Source organism: Clavibacter vidaverae (assembly GCF_047529985.1).
Classification (GTDB): Bacteria; Actinomycetota; Actinomycetes; order Actinomycetales; family Microbacteriaceae; genus Clavibacter; species Clavibacter nebraskensis_A.
The window spans coordinates 50,475-66,586 of record NZ_JBLJAM010000002.1 but is presented as its reverse complement, the minus strand read 5'-3'; the positions used below and the strand labels follow the sequence as shown (position 1 = coordinate 66,586).

At 70.7% G+C, this 16,112-nt stretch carries 14 protein-coding genes; 5 read left to right on the top strand and 9 right to left on the bottom strand.

The genetic code is table 11. The features are described from left to right. Nucleotides 1-161: 161 nt before the first annotated feature. The 5 genes from ACMT9T_RS13030 to ACMT9T_RS13010 form a co-directional block, all read right to left on the bottom strand. Nucleotides 162-1,367, bottom strand: a complete 1,206-nt coding sequence (locus tag ACMT9T_RS13030; protein ID WP_414745948.1) for an alpha/beta hydrolase — start codon at nt 1,365-1,367, stop codon at nt 162-164. Nucleotides 1,368-1,842: 475 nt separating this feature from the next. Beyond that, on the bottom strand, nt 1,843-2,742 hold the full coding sequence (locus tag ACMT9T_RS13025) for a MerR family transcriptional regulator (RefSeq protein ID WP_414745947.1): 900 nt from the start codon (nt 2,740-2,742) through the stop codon (nt 1,843-1,845). Nucleotides 2,743-3,575: 833 nt separating this feature from the next. Further along, nucleotides 3,576-3,818: a hypothetical protein gene (locus tag ACMT9T_RS13020; protein WP_414745946.1), complete on the bottom strand. Its 243-nt coding sequence runs from the start codon at nt 3,816-3,818 to the stop codon at nt 3,576-3,578. Between the two features lie 476 nt (nt 3,819-4,294). Then, nucleotides 4,295-5,326, bottom strand: a complete 1,032-nt coding sequence (locus tag ACMT9T_RS13015) for an NAD(P)H-dependent flavin oxidoreductase (RefSeq protein WP_414745945.1) — start codon at nt 5,324-5,326, stop codon at nt 4,295-4,297. 179 nt (nt 5,327-5,505) lie between these two features. Continuing rightward, on the bottom strand, nt 5,506-6,180 hold the full coding sequence (locus ACMT9T_RS13010) for a TetR/AcrR family transcriptional regulator (protein ID WP_414745944.1): 675 nt from the start codon (nt 6,178-6,180) through the stop codon (nt 5,506-5,508). A gap of 75 nt (nt 6,181-6,255) precedes the next feature. Between ACMT9T_RS13010 and ACMT9T_RS13005 the strand changes: the two genes are divergently transcribed. Together ACMT9T_RS13005 and ACMT9T_RS13000 are read left to right on the top strand one after the other, a co-directional pair. Next, a complete protein-coding gene (locus ACMT9T_RS13005; protein ID WP_414745943.1) occupies nt 6,256-7,668 on the top strand; it encodes an MDR family MFS transporter in 1,413 nt (470 codons plus the stop codon). Nucleotides 7,669-7,945: 277 nt separating this feature from the next. Then, nucleotides 7,946-8,446, top strand: coding sequence for an SIP domain-containing protein (locus ACMT9T_RS13000; protein ID WP_414745942.1), 501 nt, complete (start codon nt 7,946-7,948; stop codon nt 8,444-8,446). Between the two features lie 224 nt (nt 8,447-8,670). Here the strand turns inward: ACMT9T_RS13000 and ACMT9T_RS12995 are convergent, their stop codons facing one another. Continuing rightward, a complete protein-coding gene (locus ACMT9T_RS12995) occupies nt 8,671-9,582 on the bottom strand; it encodes an SDR family NAD(P)-dependent oxidoreductase (protein WP_414745941.1) in 912 nt (303 codons plus the stop codon). Nucleotides 9,583-9,598: 16 nt separating this feature from the next. Further along, nucleotides 9,599-10,954 (bottom strand): MFS transporter, encoded by a 1,356-nt coding sequence (locus tag ACMT9T_RS12990; RefSeq protein WP_414745940.1) that lies wholly within the window; start codon nt 10,952-10,954, stop codon nt 9,599-9,601. Nucleotides 10,955-11,057: 103 nt separating this feature from the next. Here ACMT9T_RS12990 and ACMT9T_RS12985 point away from each other — a divergent pair, with 103 nt between their 5' ends. Continuing rightward, nucleotides 11,058-11,513: a MarR family winged helix-turn-helix transcriptional regulator gene (locus ACMT9T_RS12985; RefSeq protein WP_414745939.1), complete on the top strand. Its 456-nt coding sequence runs from the start codon at nt 11,058-11,060 to the stop codon at nt 11,511-11,513. 93 nt (nt 11,514-11,606) lie between these two features. Here the strand turns inward: ACMT9T_RS12985 and ACMT9T_RS12980 are convergent, their stop codons facing one another. Beyond that, the gene (locus ACMT9T_RS12980; RefSeq protein WP_414745938.1) at nt 11,607-12,227 is read right to left on the bottom strand and encodes a TetR family transcriptional regulator; all 621 of its coding nucleotides are present in this window, start codon (nt 12,225-12,227) and stop codon (nt 11,607-11,609) included. An 85-nt stretch (nt 12,228-12,312) separates the two neighbouring features. Here ACMT9T_RS12980 and ACMT9T_RS12975 point away from each other — a divergent pair, with 85 nt between their 5' ends. Further along, the gene (locus ACMT9T_RS12975; RefSeq protein ID WP_414745937.1) at nt 12,313-14,109 is read left to right on the top strand and encodes a carboxylesterase/lipase family protein; all 1,797 of its coding nucleotides are present in this window, start codon (nt 12,313-12,315) and stop codon (nt 14,107-14,109) included. 138 nt (nt 14,110-14,247) lie between these two features. Here ACMT9T_RS12975 and ACMT9T_RS12970 read toward each other — a convergent pair whose 3' ends face one another. Continuing rightward, nucleotides 14,248-15,129, bottom strand: coding sequence for an EamA family transporter (locus tag ACMT9T_RS12970; RefSeq protein WP_414745936.1), 882 nt, complete (start codon nt 15,127-15,129; stop codon nt 14,248-14,250). Between the two features lie 86 nt (nt 15,130-15,215). On the opposite strand from ACMT9T_RS12970, the gene ACMT9T_RS12965 reads away from it, so the two are divergent. Then, nucleotides 15,216-16,091 carry a LysR family transcriptional regulator gene (locus ACMT9T_RS12965; RefSeq protein ID WP_414745935.1) on the top strand — a complete coding sequence of 292 codons (876 nt, stop codon included), beginning with the start codon at nt 15,216-15,218 and terminating at the stop codon, nt 16,089-16,091. Nucleotides 16,092-16,112: the final 21 nt, after the last annotated feature.

The following is a 16,112-nucleotide window of genomic DNA, read 5'->3' as shown; positions in this document are numbered from 1 at the left end:
GAGGCCGTCCGGGTGGGGATCCCCGTCGGACGCAGGTGAGAGGCCGTACCCACGTGGCCGGAGGGTGGGCCGTCATCCGGCGCAGCGCCCTGGTGCAGTCCGACCGGCACACCACGCGCTCCGGCCGGGGCGCATCGCCACCCTGACCCCTGCGCACGGGGTCACAGGGATGTCGTCGGAGAGTGCTGCTTCCCGCCCGCCTTCTCCGTCGTGACCCCGGCTGCGGGGCGGCTCCCGTCGAGGAGGGCGATCCCGCGGCGGTCGTCGTGAAGCGCGCTGGCGAAGAAGGCGCTGACGTACCTGCGCGTGAGGAGCCGCTGTCGGTCTTCAGAGAGCTGCTCGACGGTGCTCCATGCGTCGTAGCACCGGTCGGGCTGGCCCGGCGGGTGCACGGCGTCGTCGTGTGCGGCGACCTGGCCGCTGGAAGGGGACCACTGCATGTTGGAGTAGTTGTGGTTCGCCCCCCGGAACATCCACCGGTACGCGGGGTGGTGGCTGCCGGTGACCGCGGCTGCGAAGTACGGGTCGAAGGGCGGATTGCTGACGCCGTCGCACGAACCCCCGATGATCCCGACGTCGGTGCCTGTGTTGGTGAGGGTGGCTGGATCGGTGCCGAAGGCGGAGGCCGGTGCCAGACCCAGGACAGCACGGATCGTGACCCCCTTTGGCCACTTGGCTCGGTTGGCGTCGGCCGCGTACTGGAGGACAGCGCGACCGGCGCGAGAGTGACCGGCGAGCCCGACGTCCTTCATGTCGACGTGGGTGCGGATGTCTGCCGGCAGGACCGCCGACAGGGGGCCCTTTCCCGTCGCCACGAACTCCTGCCACATTTCCAGGTGCTTGGTGATCAGAGCGGCGCGCGCTTGGTCGCCCTCGAAGCTGCGGGTGTCGATGGCGTTGGCGCCGTTGGCGCCGATGGAGATGACGATGTTGCCTGAGTCGGAGAGCGCGCGGGCGAGGTGGTCGAATCCCCGGTGGCTGGGGATCTGTGAGATGCCTTTCGCGCAGGGCCACTGATTCAGGCGGTCGTATGCGGCGACGACGGCTTCCTCGGAGCTCTTCGGATCTTCGGTGATCCTCTGGGCTTCGGCGTCAGCGCACGTCGGCCAGTAGCCGGGAACGAGCACGACGACAGGGTGGAGGCCCTTCGCCGCACCGGGTGGCAGGTGCACGCGTCCCTGCAGCTCCATGGGCGACGGGCGGCCCGTCGAGTCGGTCAGGTCCGGGACGGAGAAGGACCTCGGCCCGAAGTCGTAGTCCAGCGTGGTCGCCGATCGCCTCGGTTCCCGTTCGCCGGCGGTCGCGCCGGAGGTGGCGCTTCCCGCGAACCCCACGATGCTGAGCGCTACCAGGAGGGTCGGCCACATGCGACGCATGCGCCTGCCACGGTGGTGGGAGCGCGCCGGCGGCGACGCGGTAGCGGGTCTCGTCATGTCCATGGGGCTCGACGCTACGGCCGGATCGTGAGGGCCCTGGCAAGAGGATGTGAGGGTCTTGTCTGCATCTGGATCCTGGACGACCAGCGTCCGGCGCCACGTCCCTCCGGCTCGTGCCGTGGTCGCGGGAGACGATCCCGCACGGGCGGAGCTCTCGGGACCGCCGCGCGGCTGTACCGCGCGGCCATCCAGGTCGCGGAGCGGTTCGAGGTGAGCTCGCGGACGATCGAGCGGGTCCGTCGGCCCGGCAGGAGGCCGGCGTCCCGATGCGGGCGGAGCCGACGCGCAGCCGGCCGCCGACCGCTCGGTCATGCGCTGAGCCTCGCACCGGTGCGGGGGAAGACGAGTCGGCGTCCGGCAGGGGATCCCCTGCCGGACGCCGACTCGTCGAGGGTGCGGGCTCCGCTCAGGTCGTCGGTGCGGACTCCGCGCCGAGGCGCACCGCCAGCTCCATGCAGCGCACGCGGGCAGGGGAGAAGTCGTAGGGCATGCTCCGGATGACGTCCGCCGCGTTCCGGGCGCGGGAGCCGTCCGTCGACCGGGGTCGGGTCGCCGCGTCGGCGTCCTCGGTCGGGTGCTGCTCGTCCCAGGCGTCGAAGAGCGCGTCATCCTCCTCCGGCTGACCGGACTCCTCGATGGCGCCCATGAGAGCGGTCTCGAAGGCGGCCCGCTCGGCCGCCAACTGCGCCACCCGTGGGTCGTCGACGGGAACCGTGTCGTCCAGGGCCTCCTCGGCGGCGTCGATCCGGTCGGACTCCGCTCGCAGCGCCGGATCGGCGGCCAGGGCGAGGAACCGGCCGGCTTGGACGGCCGCGCCGAGCGGACCGAAGATCCGCTCGGTGACCAGCAAGACGTCCAGGTCGTCCTGGCGCAGTGAACCCGCGGGCGCGCCCTCGAGGCGACGGGAGACGAGACCGTCGAGCAGTCCCAGCCGGCCGCCGAGGGCTCGCATGCGCTGCACCGAGGCCCGCTGCCGCTGCAGCTCGTCGTCCTGCGCGGCGAGGGTGCGCTCGAGCCGCGCGAGGACGCCGGCGACCTCGTCCTCGCCGTCGGCACCGCCTGGTGCGGCGCCGTCGAAGGCGTCGCGGATGTCGTCGAGGGCGATCCCGGCGTCGGCCATGCGGCGGATCCAGAGCAGCCGGATGATCTCCTCGTAGCCGTACCGTCGTCGGCCGTCACCGCCCCGCTCCCGCTCCGGCAGGAGGCCGATCTGCTGGTAGTGGCGGATCGCCCGGGGAGTGATGCCGACGAACGCCGCGGCGTCGCCGATCAGGACCTCTCGGGGCGGAGTGGGGAACGAGTGCATGGCTGACCTCTCGGATCGGAACGGGGTATGCATCGAGCAGAACACATGACGTCGCGGCACGTGCAAACCCGATCTCGTCCGGGAGATGCCTCGGGCCCGTCCGGCGGGGTGGGCCAGGGGCCGATCCGGGTCGCCGGTCGACGGCGTGACCGCTGGACCCGGTCGTGCCGCGGGAAGCCACGCGCGAGGCGATCGAGCGGACGAAGGCGGACCGGTTCACGCCGACGGCCGGCCTCCGGGGCGTCACCGTGATGACCGATGTCGTCCACCGAGCCAGCGGACGTGGGGTCGTCGTGTCCGCTTCGGCTCCTCGACCGTGGAGATCTCCATCGATCGCGACAAGCTCTCCCATGTGACGGGTCGCGGTCGACGGTCTGCTGCTGGGCCCCCGACACGAGCGCGTCGAGTGAATGCACGGGGTCTGCCGAATCCGTCGAAGATGGGACCCTCCCGCACGCCGAGGTCATCGTCAGCACGCTGAAGCTCGTGGCTGGCTTCGTCCACGCATCCAGCCTCAGGAGGTCGGGTCGGCCGGACAGGTGCGCATCGGGCACGCCCGTTCGGCTGCCCGGCACGACCTCCGTGTCGCGTCGACATGAGGAAGGATCAGCCGGTGGACGTCCCTGATCTCGAGCCCGGCGGTCGCGTCCGAGCGATCACCCCGTCCGAGGAGGGCATGTCCATCGCGCGCACCTGGGGGCCGGATTGAGCTCCGGACCGCGACGAGACGCGCACGAGCATCCGGGTGCTCTCTGGCGAGCTCGACTCCGCCGGAGTCCGCTTCCACCGAGCGCACGGCCAGGGGTCCATGGCGATGCCCGGTAGCCCAGGTCCTAACGAGACGCGGTCCCCCTGCTGGCCCGCGCCCGGATGTGGAGGACCAGATCGACGAGCAGCAGCAGCAGGCCGATGAGAGCGACAGGCAGACCGGCCAGCACGAGGATCCCCGCCCCGATGTTCGCATCCGGATTCGCGGCGGTCAGGAGATCGAGGACGAGACCGGCGCCGCTCAGCAGACCGGCTACGGCGAGGACGATGCCGCCGACCACGAAATGTCTCCGGTGCGAGTGGCTCATGCCGTCGATCCTACGGGCGGAGCTCCTGCCCGAAGACGCGGCAGCCGCACAGCCGTTCCCCCTCGAGATGCATGCACGGTGTCCAGCGGGCATCAGCAGCGGCTGAGGGCCGCCAGGCGTGCCGGCGGCGCGGGGCAGCCGGATCGAGGGCGTCCTCCGCGGCGCCCCACGGCTCGAGGCGGGTGGGCGAGGTGCCGGGGCACGGACTGTCCGACTCGTCCACGCGCGTCGCCGGCATGCCGGTCCAGGAGCTCTCGGGCCCTCCGGACGGACGACAGGATGTGCTGAGCCCAGCACGTGCTCACGGGGGCCTTCTGGCACGTCGCGTTCGGCGACCTGGGCGAGCACGCACTCCATCGTCGATACGTCGGGGGACCACTGCGACCATGCCGGGATGGGGTGGGTGCGGTGTCCGCCGATGTCCACGGCGAGCCCGTCCTCGACTCGCCTGCCGGCTCGCGCGCGACGGGTCGCCGTCAGAGCCGGCCGGCGAGGGAGCCGAGCACTTCGGCAGCGGGACGGCGATCGGCCTGCCGCCAGCCAGCGCCTGCCCAGAGATGCACGGCGCTGGGGTCTCCGGCCGCGACTGCTGCGGCGCGGATCGGCTTGGTGAGGTGGTGCAGGGCGGGATAGGCAGCTGGGGCATCGGGCGCGTGGTCCTCGATGAAGCGGTTGGCGAGTGCGCGCGCGAGGCGCCCGGTGAAGGCCCGCGTGAGGACCGTGCGATCGAACGCGGGATCGACCAGGGCGTCCTTGTGGACGGACGACGCTCCGCTCTCCGGGGTGCGCAGCAGCACGGTACCCACCCCGACAGCGCTCGCACCGGCGCCCAGGACGGCCTGGACCGCTGCTGACGACGAGATGCCGCCCGCGCCGATGAGAGGCACGTCGGACGCGTGAGCGATCTGCGTCACGAGCTCCGGGAGGGACAGCGCGGACGGCGCCCCCAGCGGGTCGATGACCCCGGAGTGTCCTCCCGCATCGGCGGACTGCACGATCAGCACGTCGACCCCGAGATCCTCCGCCGCTCGCGCTTCCGCAGCAGACGTCACGGTCTGAGCCGTGATCGTCCCGCGAGCACGCATGGCTCGGACCACGTCCGGGTGGGGGAACCCGAACGTGAAGCTGACCAGCGGCACGGGATCGGCGAGGAGGAGGTCGACCTTCTCCTCCCAGGAGTCGTCGTCCTCGATGAGGTCAGGCAGCTGGAGCACCCCCAAGCGCTCCGCCGTCGGTTGCAGGCTCGCCCGAAACCGCTCGAACTCCTGCGCCGACACCGACGAGGCATTCGGGACGAAGAGGTTCACGCCGAAGACCGCCGTCCGCGCTCGGACGGCGTCGATGTGCTGCTTCAGCGTGGCGGGAGTGCGGTAGCCCGCGGCGAGCTGGCCGAGGTGCCCAGCCTGCGCGGCCGCGCTGACGAGCGCAGGTGTCGAGGCCCCGCCGGCCATCGGCGCGGCGAAGACCGGGACGCGGTCCGCGAGAAGGCCCGGCAGCGGCACGGTCATGGGTGTCTCCGTTCGATGGGCAGGAGGTGGCGGAGGGCTGCGCCAGCCGCATGAGCGTGCCGTGCGTGGCGAGGATGTGGGCGCGGAGCTCGTGGTGGGATGCGCCGCGGCTCCCTTCCCGCGTGGCCACTGTCAGGCGGCGGTGTTCCGCCCGTCGCCGGTGCCGGGCTCCTCCGGTGTCAGACCCGCTTCGGTGAGTCCGGTCGGGTCGCGTAGGCGCGGATGAACGCTCGAGCTCCATCGATCATGATCCCGCGGATGCGTTCCGGCGTCGCCTTCGCCGGCACCGGTTGATGGTTGTACGCCAGCAGGACGGTCAGCGCGGCGAAGTGGTCGGCAGCGACGCGGGGATGCTCGGTGTCGAGGAGTCCGATGCCGGCGAAGTGGGCCATGCGTTCCGCGAGCGCATCCTCGAGGCCCTCGGTCGCGACGTCGTCCTCTGCTGAACCGGTCTGCATCCGCTGCTGAGCCACCAGAGCGAATGCGGTCGCGTACTCCGCTGAGGCGACGACCGTGGTGCCGAGATCGACGGCGACGGCGACGAGCGCGGCTTCCAGCTCGGCGACGGTCGTGATGCCCGCGGTGTCCGAGATGTGCTGGTCCAGCACCTTCCGGGCGGACGTGTCCAGGGACTCGGACGCGGCACTGAGGATCGCGGCGAACAAGCGCTTCTTGTCGCCGAAGTAGTCGTACACGGTGACCTTGGACACGCCCGCCTTGGCGGCGACGGCGTCCATGCTCACCCCGTCCACCCCGAGCCGGGCGAACAGCTCTCGTGCCGCCTCGAGGATCGCGGCACGCTTCAGCTGGGATCCCTCTCGCACTGCCCGGTCCGTGCCCGCACTCGCTCTCATGGCCACCACCCTATCCGAAGCGAACTGAACGGTACGGTATGGACAACGCTGTACTAAACGGTTTAGTTTGTTCGCATGACAACGACACTGAAGGCCGATCCGCCAGCATCTCTGGCGAAGCGCCGACTCGACATCATCAGCTTCGTGCTGGTCCTCGGCGCGTTCACGACGCTCCTCGACACCACGATCGTGAACATCGCGCTCGACCACCTGCATACGGTGTTCGGGGCGTCCGTAGCGGAGACGCAGTGGGTCGTGACCGGCTATCTGCTCGCGTTCGTCGCCGTGATCCCCGTGACCGGGTGGGCATCGGAACGGTTCGGGTCCCGCAGCACGTGGATGTTCGCGGTCGCGACGTTCCTCCTGGGATCGATCCTCTGCGGCTTCGCCACATCCCTCCCGGCGCTGATCGCGTTCCGGGTGCTGCAGGGCATCGGCGGGGGCATGGTGCTCCCGATCACGATCTCGATCCTGACTCGCGCGGCCGGCCAGGGGCAGATCGGCCGCGCCATGGTCGCGGTCGCGCTCCCGGCGCAGATCGCACCGATCCTGGGCTCCGTCCTCGGCGGCGTCATCCTGCAGTCGCTGAACTGGAACTGGTTGTTCTTCGTGAACGTGCCGTTCTGTGTCGCGGCGCTCGTGCTCGGCCCCGTCTTCCTCCCGGTCACCGCCGGGGTGCGCGGTCACCGCCTGGACGTGCTCGGGTCCGTGCTGCTGCCGCCCGCGCTCGTGGCCATCGCGTACGGGATCACCCAGGCGCCTGAGGCGGGATTCGACGCCCCTCGGACCTGGCTGCCGCTCGCGATCGGCGCGGTCCTCATGGCCGGGTTCATCATCCACTCGCTTCGTGCCCGCCAGTCGGCTCTGATCGATGTGCGCATCTTCGCCCGTCGCAGCTTCGGGCTGACCAGCGTCATCACGTTCGCGAGCGGGTTCTCCGTCTACGCCGTCATGTTCCTGCTCCCGCTCTTCTACCAGCAGATCCGTGGCGAATCGGTGCTGAGCACGGGCCTGCTGCTGATCCCGCAGGGGCTCGGCACGATGCTGTTCTTCGTCCTGCTGCGTGGGCTCGTCGCGCGACTCGACGGCCGCATCGTCGTCGCGGGAGGCGTCGTGCTCACGATGATGGGCATCCTGCCCTTCGCCCTGGCCGGAGCAGACGGGGGCACGGCCCTGCTCCTGGCCGGGCAGATCCTGCAGGGCGTCGGCTTCGGCGCCATCACCTTCCCCGTCATGACGCTCGCCCTGGCCGGCCTCAGCCACGAGGAAGCACCCCGCGGCAGCGCCGCGTTCAGCGTCGTGCAACGCGTCGGCGCCCCCTTCGGCGTCGCGGTCATCGCCGTGATCCTGCAGCGCCTCGCCGACGGAGCGGGCACGACCGCCACCGCCTACTCCGGGGCGTTCTGGTGGACCTTCGCCCTCAGCGCGGTCCCCCTCGTCCTCGCGCTCTTCCTCCCCGGGGCGAAGAAGCCGGAGCCCGTCCACTGAGGGTCAGGGAGCGCGCCGGGCTGGATGGCACCGGCGCGCTCCCTCACCCCGCGAGCAGCGACAGGAGCACCTCCGTGCCACGATCATCCGCACTCCTCGGCAATCTCCTGGAAGCAAGCCTCGGCCGTCGTGCCGGAGTCCTCACCACCACCGAGCTCGCGCCCGGGTTCCCCAACATCGCCCTGCGCGCCGACGCGCCCGCAGGGGCTGGCACGCCGGACACGAGATCCAATTCCGTGTCACACCCACTGAGGGACGCCGCTACACCGTGCACACCGTGAGCGGAGTGACCCACGATCGAATCAGCATCCTCGCCGCCACCGAAGCAGACGGACCGGGCACGAGCTGGGTTCGCGGCCTCCGGCCAGGTGCCGAGATCACGCTGCTCGCCGGACGACACGCACCCCTCCGTGGAGCAGAGGACGGGCGCCTCTGCCTCGGTGACGGCTCGACCCTCGGGACCATCGACGCGCTCGCGCGTGACGCTCACCAGGCCCTCGCGGTCATCGAAGTGCCGGCAGAGGCCATCGCCAGCCTCGCCCCCCTCTTCCCGCGCATCCGCTTCGTCGGTGCCACGGGTGTCACCGGAGATGCCCTGCAGGCGTGGCTGCATGCCGCAGTGGAGGAAGGAGCTGTCGCGCCCAGGGCTGGCGCTCACCTGCTCGGGCACGCTCAGTCGATCCAGAGACGACGTCGAACCCTCCTCGACGGGCAGGTCCTCGATCGCCGCACCATCTCGAGCAGGCCCTACGGGGCGACCGGCAGACGGGGGCTCTAGGAACGCACCTGCCCCCGCCGTCGTGCACCCAAGACGCCCCGCAGCACGGTATTGGCACGCACCCTCGAAAGCGATCTCCGCGTCGCGCCCGCACGGCGATGCGATGCGCGGCCCGCGATGCACCCGGTCGATACGGGCTCCGTCGGACGCCGGCGAACGGCATCGAGCTCGTAGTCCGGGATGCCTTCCTGGTGGTCGTGATGGTCACGTCCGGGCAGGGACCCCTACGACGTCAAGACCGGGTTGGCCAGCAGGGATTCGACGTGAGTCCAGAGCCTTCCGCCCAGCCGTCCATCGATCGAGCTGGGCACCGGATCGGCGAACACCGGCTCACCGCTGGCGCCGCGCCGCGGGCCGATGTACGGCCGCGCTGGTAGCGATGGTGCCGTGAGGGCTGCGATGGCGGACTGGGCTGCGGATTGCTTGCCTTGCACGAGCGGTGAGAAGAGGGGCGCAGCAGCGGCCGCGACCAGGCGGATCGGGAACGGGCGTCGGTGGAGTGGGGGTCTGTCCGGGGTGAGCGCATCGATGGCGCCGCCGGGGTGCGTGACGACCGATCGGATGCGCGAGCCGGAGGCGACGAGACGACGATCGAGTTCGAATCCGAGGATCTCAGCAGCGTGCTTGGACATCGCATACGCGATGCGTGGACGGTACGAGCTCTGCGCGACCCAGTTGTCGATGTCGAACGGGACCTTCTTCGTGAGCATGCTGCCGGTGCTGACGATGCGCGCGGACGGTGACCGTCGGAGCGCGGGCAGCGTGAGGCGCAGGAACTCCAGGTGCGCCAGGACATTCACGTCGACGGTCGCCTCGACGCCGAACGGGCCCGTCGAGTAGGCGGGGGAGGCGGCGATGATCCCGGCGTTCATGATGAGCCCGTCGAGCGCGCCGCTGTCACCGGCACGGGTCCCCGCTGACCGGATCGATTCGAGATCCGACAGGTCCAGCTCGAGGTGACGGTGCCGGCCCGGCTCGGGAAGCAGCTCGATGGCGGCTCGTGCTCTCTCCGCAGAGCGTGCAGCGATGATGATGCGTGCGCCGAGCCCGGCGAGCCCTTCCGCGACGAAGTAGCCGATGCCGCTGCTGGCGCCGGTGACCAGGATCGTTCGTCCGTCGAGTCGTGATGCAGGCATGATGACCTTTCTGCTGTCAAGCGGGAGTGCGACGGGTGTCGCGCCGGTGGATGGGTAGCCAGAAGGCGAGTGCCCCTGTGCACGCGGCCGTCAGGAAGACCGCGCCTCTAGCGGTGAAGACCAGCGGGAAGACGCCGGAGGGGGTACCCGTGTCGACCAGCGACGCGATGGACGTGAGGACGGCGACTCCGAGCGCTCCACCCACTTGCTGCACGACGTGCACCATCGACGAGCCTGCGTCCTGATCCGGTGCTGTGAGTCCGATCGTCGCGGCATCAGGCGCCATCGCGAAGATGGCCCCCATTCCCGCGGCAGCCAGGACGATGCCCGGCAAGAGGGACGTCGCGTAGTCCGGGTCGTGAGCTCCGACCGCTACCCATCCCATTCCTCCCGCGGCGAGCAGCGCCGCCGACGCGAGCGCCCCTTCCGTGCCCATGGAGCGGCTCAGACGCGGGGCGGCGAAGATGGACGACGCCGCTGCGACGACCGGGAACGGCAGGATCGCCAGGCTCGACCCGATCGGATCGAGTCCGAGCGGGCCCTGCAGGAAGTACACGACGAACAGGGACACGGAGAAGAGCCCCGCCGCGCCCACGCCGAGGACCACGAGCGAGCCGACACGGGACCGATCGCTGAAGAGGATCGGGGGCAGGAGCGGATCGGATCCCCTGCTCTCTGATCGGGCGAAGAGGACCGACAGGAGCGATCCGCCCGCGAACAGCCCGAGGGCTGCCGCAGGGCCCGCGCTCTCCCACGACGACAACGACAGCACGACCGCGAACAGCGCCGCCGTGCTCAGCGCCGCGCTGCGCACGGGGAGTGAACGAGGACGGCTCGACGTGGAGATGGGCAGCGTCAGCCCGGCGCCCGAGATCACGACCGCCGCCAGGATCATCAGCATCAGCAGAGGCGACCGCCAGAAGAGGAGCTGCGTCAGCGGACCACCGAGCAACAGCCCGGCAGCCGTTCCGGCGACGCCGACCGCTCCGTAGATCCCGAACGCCCGAACGCGTGCCGCGCCAGCGGGGAACGCCGCGCCGAGTGCCGTCAGCGATGCCGGGGCGATCAGTGCCGCTGCGGTGCCCTGCGCCGCGCGAGCGGCTATCACGACGTCGAACGACTCTGCGATGCCACCTGCCAGCGACGACACGGCGAACAGCGTGCCTCCCCACATCAGGGCGCGGCGTGCTCCCATCCTCGCCCCCACCCGAGACCCGGGGAGGAGGAGCGCCCCGAAGGTCAACGCGTAGGCCGTGATCACCCAGTGCCGGGCTCCGTCGGCGAATCCGAGCTCCGCCTGCATCGCAGGCAGCGCGACGTTCATCACCGTGCTGTCGATGGCGAGCATCGCCTGGGCCAGAGCGCCACCCACAGCACGTGCTTCTCCTGGAACAAGGATCGACCTTCCATTCAAGTCTTGAAGCTTTGATGGTAGGTACTACAGCGCTTGAAGTAAAGAGCGGTAGGATGCCCGCATGGCGTCCTCTCGAGAGCAGCAGCTGTCCGAGGCGCTGTTCGCGGTCTATGACGTCGTCGCGCGCACTGATGAGGCGCTTGCTCCCGCTCTGCGCGAGTACGGCATCACCGCGACCACCGCCCACCTGCTGTGGGTCATCGACCCGGACGAACCGGCCCCGTCCATGCGCGAGGCCGCCCTCCGTGCGCACTGCACGCCCCAGAACGTGACGTTCATGTGCCAGCAGCTCGAGGCGCGGGGGCTGGTCGAGCGCAGGACGTCGCCGACCGATCAGCGGCAGCGGGTGATCGACATCACCTCGCGCGGTCGCGCGGCGCGGGACATGATCGTCGCCCTCGTCTCCACCGACTCACCTCTCGCTGAGAAGGCGGGAGGGGCCCTCGACACCATCGCCGAGCTCCTGCGAGGTCATCCGCACGCGACCGAACAGGGTCCATCCGCGATCGACGCGTGACGGCGCTTCCGGCATGGCGCGGGCTGCGTCGTCGACGACGTCCATGCCGCAGCCGCGGTCGACCGCGTGACGCAGCCCGACGCGCGGCTGCGGCTACGCGGGCTCGCTGGTGAGTCCGCGGATGACAGCGGCGACGGCAGTCCACTGGGTCCGGGCGGCGTCGGCGTCGATGGGCGACTGGCTCAGCGCTCCGATGTGCGCCGCGACGACGGCTTTCGCCAGGACGGCTGGGTCGACGTCCGGGACGCGTCCGTGAACGGCCGCCAGGGCGATGAACCGGTCGCCCAGCTCGCTGGCGATGCCGGCGTCGTCCATCATCATCTCGGCCGCGAAGGCAGGGTCGGCGGCCGCTCGCGCCAGGAGCACTGAGCGCAGCGAGAACCAATCACGACTCGCGGGGAGCGCCCCGAGGAGGCCCTGCACCGCGCCATCGAGGGAGACAGTCCTGCTGTCCGCCGTCAATTGGGTGTCGAGCGCGTCCCGGAGCAGCCCCCACACGATTGCCGCCTGTTCCTCATGCAGCGCGAGGTAGACCTCGTCGACGCTGGTGAAGTTCGAGTAGAAGGCTCCTCGCGTGAACCCGGCCCGAGCGCAGATGTCCTCGACCCTCTGGCCTATCCTCCCGCTCTCCTCGAAGAGGGCGGCGGCGGCGGACAGCAGGCGTCGCCGCGTCTCGCTTCGACGCCGCACCGCTGGGGGCTGCCCTTCGACCATGGGCCCAGCTTATGCAGTCCGTTGCCGCACGACGCTCAGTTCAGTACGGTGTGTATCGGATGCATTTCGTACTGAGAGGGGCCGCATGGAGATCGAGAAGCGACGGAGGGCCTGGGGGGTGCCGCTCATCTTCATCGGACTCGCCGGCACGGGCCTGGCCTGGCTGAACGGGGTCCCGTGGTGGGGATGGCTTCTCGTCGGGGCGACCGTGACGCTGGTCGGGTTCGTCGCGAAGACGTGGCGGCGTCGCCGCAGGCTCGTCCGCGCCCTGGCGTGGACGGCAGCGACTGCCGTCGTCGGCGGAACGGCCCTCGTGGCGGGGCCGCCACCGGTCACCCGCGCACTGGAGGGCGCGTACACAGGACCGGTGATGACGGCCCAGGGAGAGGTCGTCGGGATCCGGGACGTCGCATCCCGTGTCGACGCCTTCGCGGGCATTCCCTATGCCGCCCCTCCGGTCGGTCCTCTGAGGTGGAAGTCACCGAGTCCCGCACCGAAGCGGTCGGCGACCCTGGTCGCTGACCGCTTCGGGCCTTCCGTCGTCCAGCCGGAACCCACCTTCGTCTCGAGAGCGGCGACGCGCCTGCTGGACGTGCCGCTCGAAGGGACCCTGCTCGGGGGATACGCGACGGACGAGGACGGTCTCCGGCTCAACATCTGGAAGCCGATGAGCGCTTCCGGTGCCGACCGGCTCCCCGTGCTCGTCTACCTGCACGGCGGGGGGTTCGTCGCGGGCTCGGGTGCCCTCCCGGCATATGACGGGACGGCACTCGCCTCCCGAGGGGAAGCCGTCGTCGTCACGCTGAACTACCGCCTGGGGGTCTTCGGCTTCCTCGCCGAGGACGCGCTCGGAGGCGACACGGCTGGCAACCAGGGGCTGCTCGACCAGGTCGCGGCTCTCCAGTGGGTGCAGGACAACATCGCGGCCTTCGGGGGAGACGAGGATCGAGTGACGGTGGCCGGCCAATCGGCCGGTTCGGGCAGTGCCTGCATCCTGGGAGCCTCACCCCTGGCGACCGGCCTCCTGCACGGCATCATCGGCGAGAGCGGCGGGTGCCTGGGGACTGCTGGAGACCGAGACGAGGGCGATCTCTACGACCACGCCGCTGAGGCACGCGAAGCCGCTCGTGACCTGAGCGCAGCTCTCGGCGGGGCGAGTCTGGCGGAGATGCAGGCGATGTCGACGGAACGCATCACCTCGGCCGCGAAGGGGCTGTCGGCGCACTGGTGGCCGTCCATCGACGGCGTCGTGCTCCCGGACACGCCCTCGGCGATCTACGAGGCAGGGCTGCAGAACGACGTCCCCCTCCTCCTCGGCAGCAACTCCGACGAGACGTCGCTCGACCTGCTCAGCGGACTCGACTCCGACCCGTCGACCTACGCTCACGAGGTCCGCGAAGCGCGTGGTCACGATGCCGACCACTTCCTCGAGCTGTATCCGGGCGGCGACGAGCAGCAGGTCGTGCAGTCGCGTCTTCGTGCCGGGAGGGACGAGACGATGACCGCTCCGATGCGCGCCTGGGCCCTCTCCGCGGCCCGATCCGGTCGCTCCGCCGTCTACGTCTACCACTTCACCCGGACCCCGCCTGACCCGGACCTGGAGCGCTTCGGCGCGTACCACGGCGCCGAGGTCCTGTACGCCTACGGCAATCTCGGAGCGGACGGCACCGCGGCGTACACGGCCGTGGACCGGCGGCTGGAAGCGGAGATGTCGGGTCGGTGGCTCGCGTTCGCGAACCGGGGCGATCCGAACGACGCCCAGCACCGGGGCTGGCCGTCCTTCCAGGAGGCGCCTGACCGCGTCCTCGAGTTCGGTGACGAGACCTCGGTCGTCCCACGACCGTCAGCGGCGGCCATCGACTTCTGGGTGGGCGGCGGCTGACGACCTCGACCGGGCGAAGCCGCACGCCTGCCGGATGCGCGTCCTCGGGGCGCCGTCGCTGCCGGACCGCACCTGGCGGATGCGACGGGCGCGCGCGCTCTCGCGCCCAGCACAGTCGCTTGTCACCCTGGCCCGTGCTCAGGTGCTGATACCGGGCCTGCGTCCGGGGAGGAGCAGGGCGGCTGTGTTCGCGGCGACGATCAGGCCGATGCCGACCAGCTCCACGGAGTCGAGTCCCTCGTGGAGCACGATCGCGCCGATGAGGGCCGCCAAGACCGGATTGATGCTCATGAGGATCCCGAAGAGGTTCGCGGGGATCCTCCGGAGCGCGATCAGATCCGCCATGAAGGGGACGGTCGATGCCAGGACGCCGGCGCCGACGGCGTAGAGCACGGTGGACGCGTCCGGGCGGATGGTGATGAGCATCCACGCGGCGATGGGCAGGAAGACGACCGCGGAGATGCCCGTCGCCGCGGCGGTGCCCTGCGCTCCAGGGGTCCGGACGCCGATGGTCCTGTTGAGCAGGATGTACGCGGCCCAGCTGCCGGCGGCGACGAGGCCGAGCCCGATGCCCGGGTAGTCGGTCGTGGGTCGGGGTCCGGCGATCGCGAGGACGCCGGCTCCTGCCACGAGGGCGCAGATGGCGCTGTTCCTGGTCCGGGAACCCAGGAGCGCGACGGCGAGGGGCCCACAGAACTCGAGGGTCACCGCCAGGCCGAGGCCGATGCGCTCGACGGCCAGGTACAGGGTCAGGTTCATGGTCCCGAACACCGCCGCGAGGAGCAGGACCGGCCACCACTGCGCCCGCGTGAAGGCGCGCAGTCGAGGCCGCACGACCGGGAGCAGGATCATCGCGGCGACGAGCTGACGGATGGCGACGACACCCACGGGTCCGATGACCGGGAACGCCAGCGCCCCGCTGGCCGCCCCCAGCTGGTTCGAGAGCGCACCCGCGAGCGCAGACGCGACACCGACGGCATGCCCGTCGCTCGGCTGCGGCTGTGGCCGCGTCATGGTCATGTCAGGAGTGTGCCGACGAGCGACTCCCTTCTCACAATGCATGGGTCGCCGCATCGATGCATCTCGCACATGAGTAGCCTGGGGTCGTGGATGTGGAGATGCGTCACCTCCGAGCCCTCGTCGGTGTCGTCGAGAACGGCACGTTCACCGATGCCGGAATGGAGCTCGGCATCTCCCAGGCTGCGGTCTCCCGCAACGTCGCCTCCCTGGAGGGTGTGCTCGGGGTCCGGCTCCTCCACCGCACCACCCGCAGCGTCGAGCTCACTCCGGCCGGTGAGCGAGTGCTGCGGCACGCGCGCCGCGTCCTGGCCGTGCTGACCGATCTGCGTCAGGAAGCCGCGGCCGGCGCCAGCACGATCAGGATCGGGTACGCGTGGTCCGCCCTGGGCGAGCACACGCCGGAGTTCCAGCGCCGATGGGCTGCTGCGCTCCCGCTCCATGAGCTGCACCTCACCCGATCGAACACGCCCACGGCAGGACTGCGGGAGGGCACCAGCGACCTCGCGATCCTTCGGCGCGTACCCGAGGCGCCGGACATCGAACTCGCCCTGATCGGTGCCGAGAAGCGCTACTGCGCCATGTCGGTCGACGACCCGCTCGCCGCGAAGCGCACGGTGACCCTGGCCCAGATCGCGACGGCCCCGCTCGCGCTCGATGACCGCACCGGGAGCACGCGCCTCGACCTCTGGCCCGATGACGGCCGACCCCACCGCACCGTGGCGACCTACGACATCGACGACTGGCTCACCGTCATCAGCAGCGGCGCAGCCCGTGGGGTCACCGCGGAGTCGACCGCGCACCAGTATCGCCGCCGCGGGCTCACCTACCGGGCCATCCGTGACGCCCCTCCGGTGCCCGTCCACGCCGCCTGGATGAGGAGCGACCCGCCTGCGATCCTGCACGAGGTGATCACGCTCCTCGCCGGCCTGTACCGCTCGCGTCCCTCAGACCGCGTGCGGTGACGGAGGGGATGGACGTGGGGA

Coding starts and splice junctions, on each gene's coding strand:
- ACMT9T_RS13030 (WP_414745948.1), bottom strand. CDS start 1,367: ATGTGGCCGACCCTCCTGGTAGCGCTCAGCATCGTGGGGTTCGCGGGA.
- ACMT9T_RS13025 (WP_414745947.1), bottom strand. CDS start 2,742: ATGCACTCGTTCCCCACTCCGCCCCGAGAGGTCCTGATCGGCGACGCC.
- ACMT9T_RS13020 (WP_414745946.1), bottom strand. CDS start 3,818: ATGAGCCACTCGCACCGGAGACATTTCGTGGTCGGCGGCATCGTCCTC.
- ACMT9T_RS13015 (WP_414745945.1), bottom strand. CDS start 5,326: ATGACCGTGCCGCTGCCGGGCCTTCTCGCGGACCGCGTCCCGGTCTTC.
- ACMT9T_RS13010 (WP_414745944.1), bottom strand. CDS start 6,180: ATGAGAGCGAGTGCGGGCACGGACCGGGCAGTGCGAGAGGGATCCCAG.
- ACMT9T_RS13005 (WP_414745943.1), top strand. CDS start 6,256: ATGACAACGACACTGAAGGCCGATCCGCCAGCATCTCTGGCGAAGCGC.
- ACMT9T_RS12995 (WP_414745941.1), bottom strand. CDS start 9,582: ATGCCTGCATCACGACTCGACGGACGAACGATCCTGGTCACCGGCGCC.
- ACMT9T_RS12985 (WP_414745939.1), top strand. CDS start 11,058: ATGGCGTCCTCTCGAGAGCAGCAGCTGTCCGAGGCGCTGTTCGCGGTC.
- ACMT9T_RS12980 (WP_414745938.1), bottom strand. CDS start 12,227: ATGGTCGAAGGGCAGCCCCCAGCGGTGCGGCGTCGAAGCGAGACGCGG.
- ACMT9T_RS12975 (WP_414745937.1), top strand. CDS start 12,313: ATGGAGATCGAGAAGCGACGGAGGGCCTGGGGGGTGCCGCTCATCTTC.
- ACMT9T_RS12970 (WP_414745936.1), bottom strand. CDS start 15,129: ATGACCATGACGCGGCCACAGCCGCAGCCGAGCGACGGGCATGCCGTC.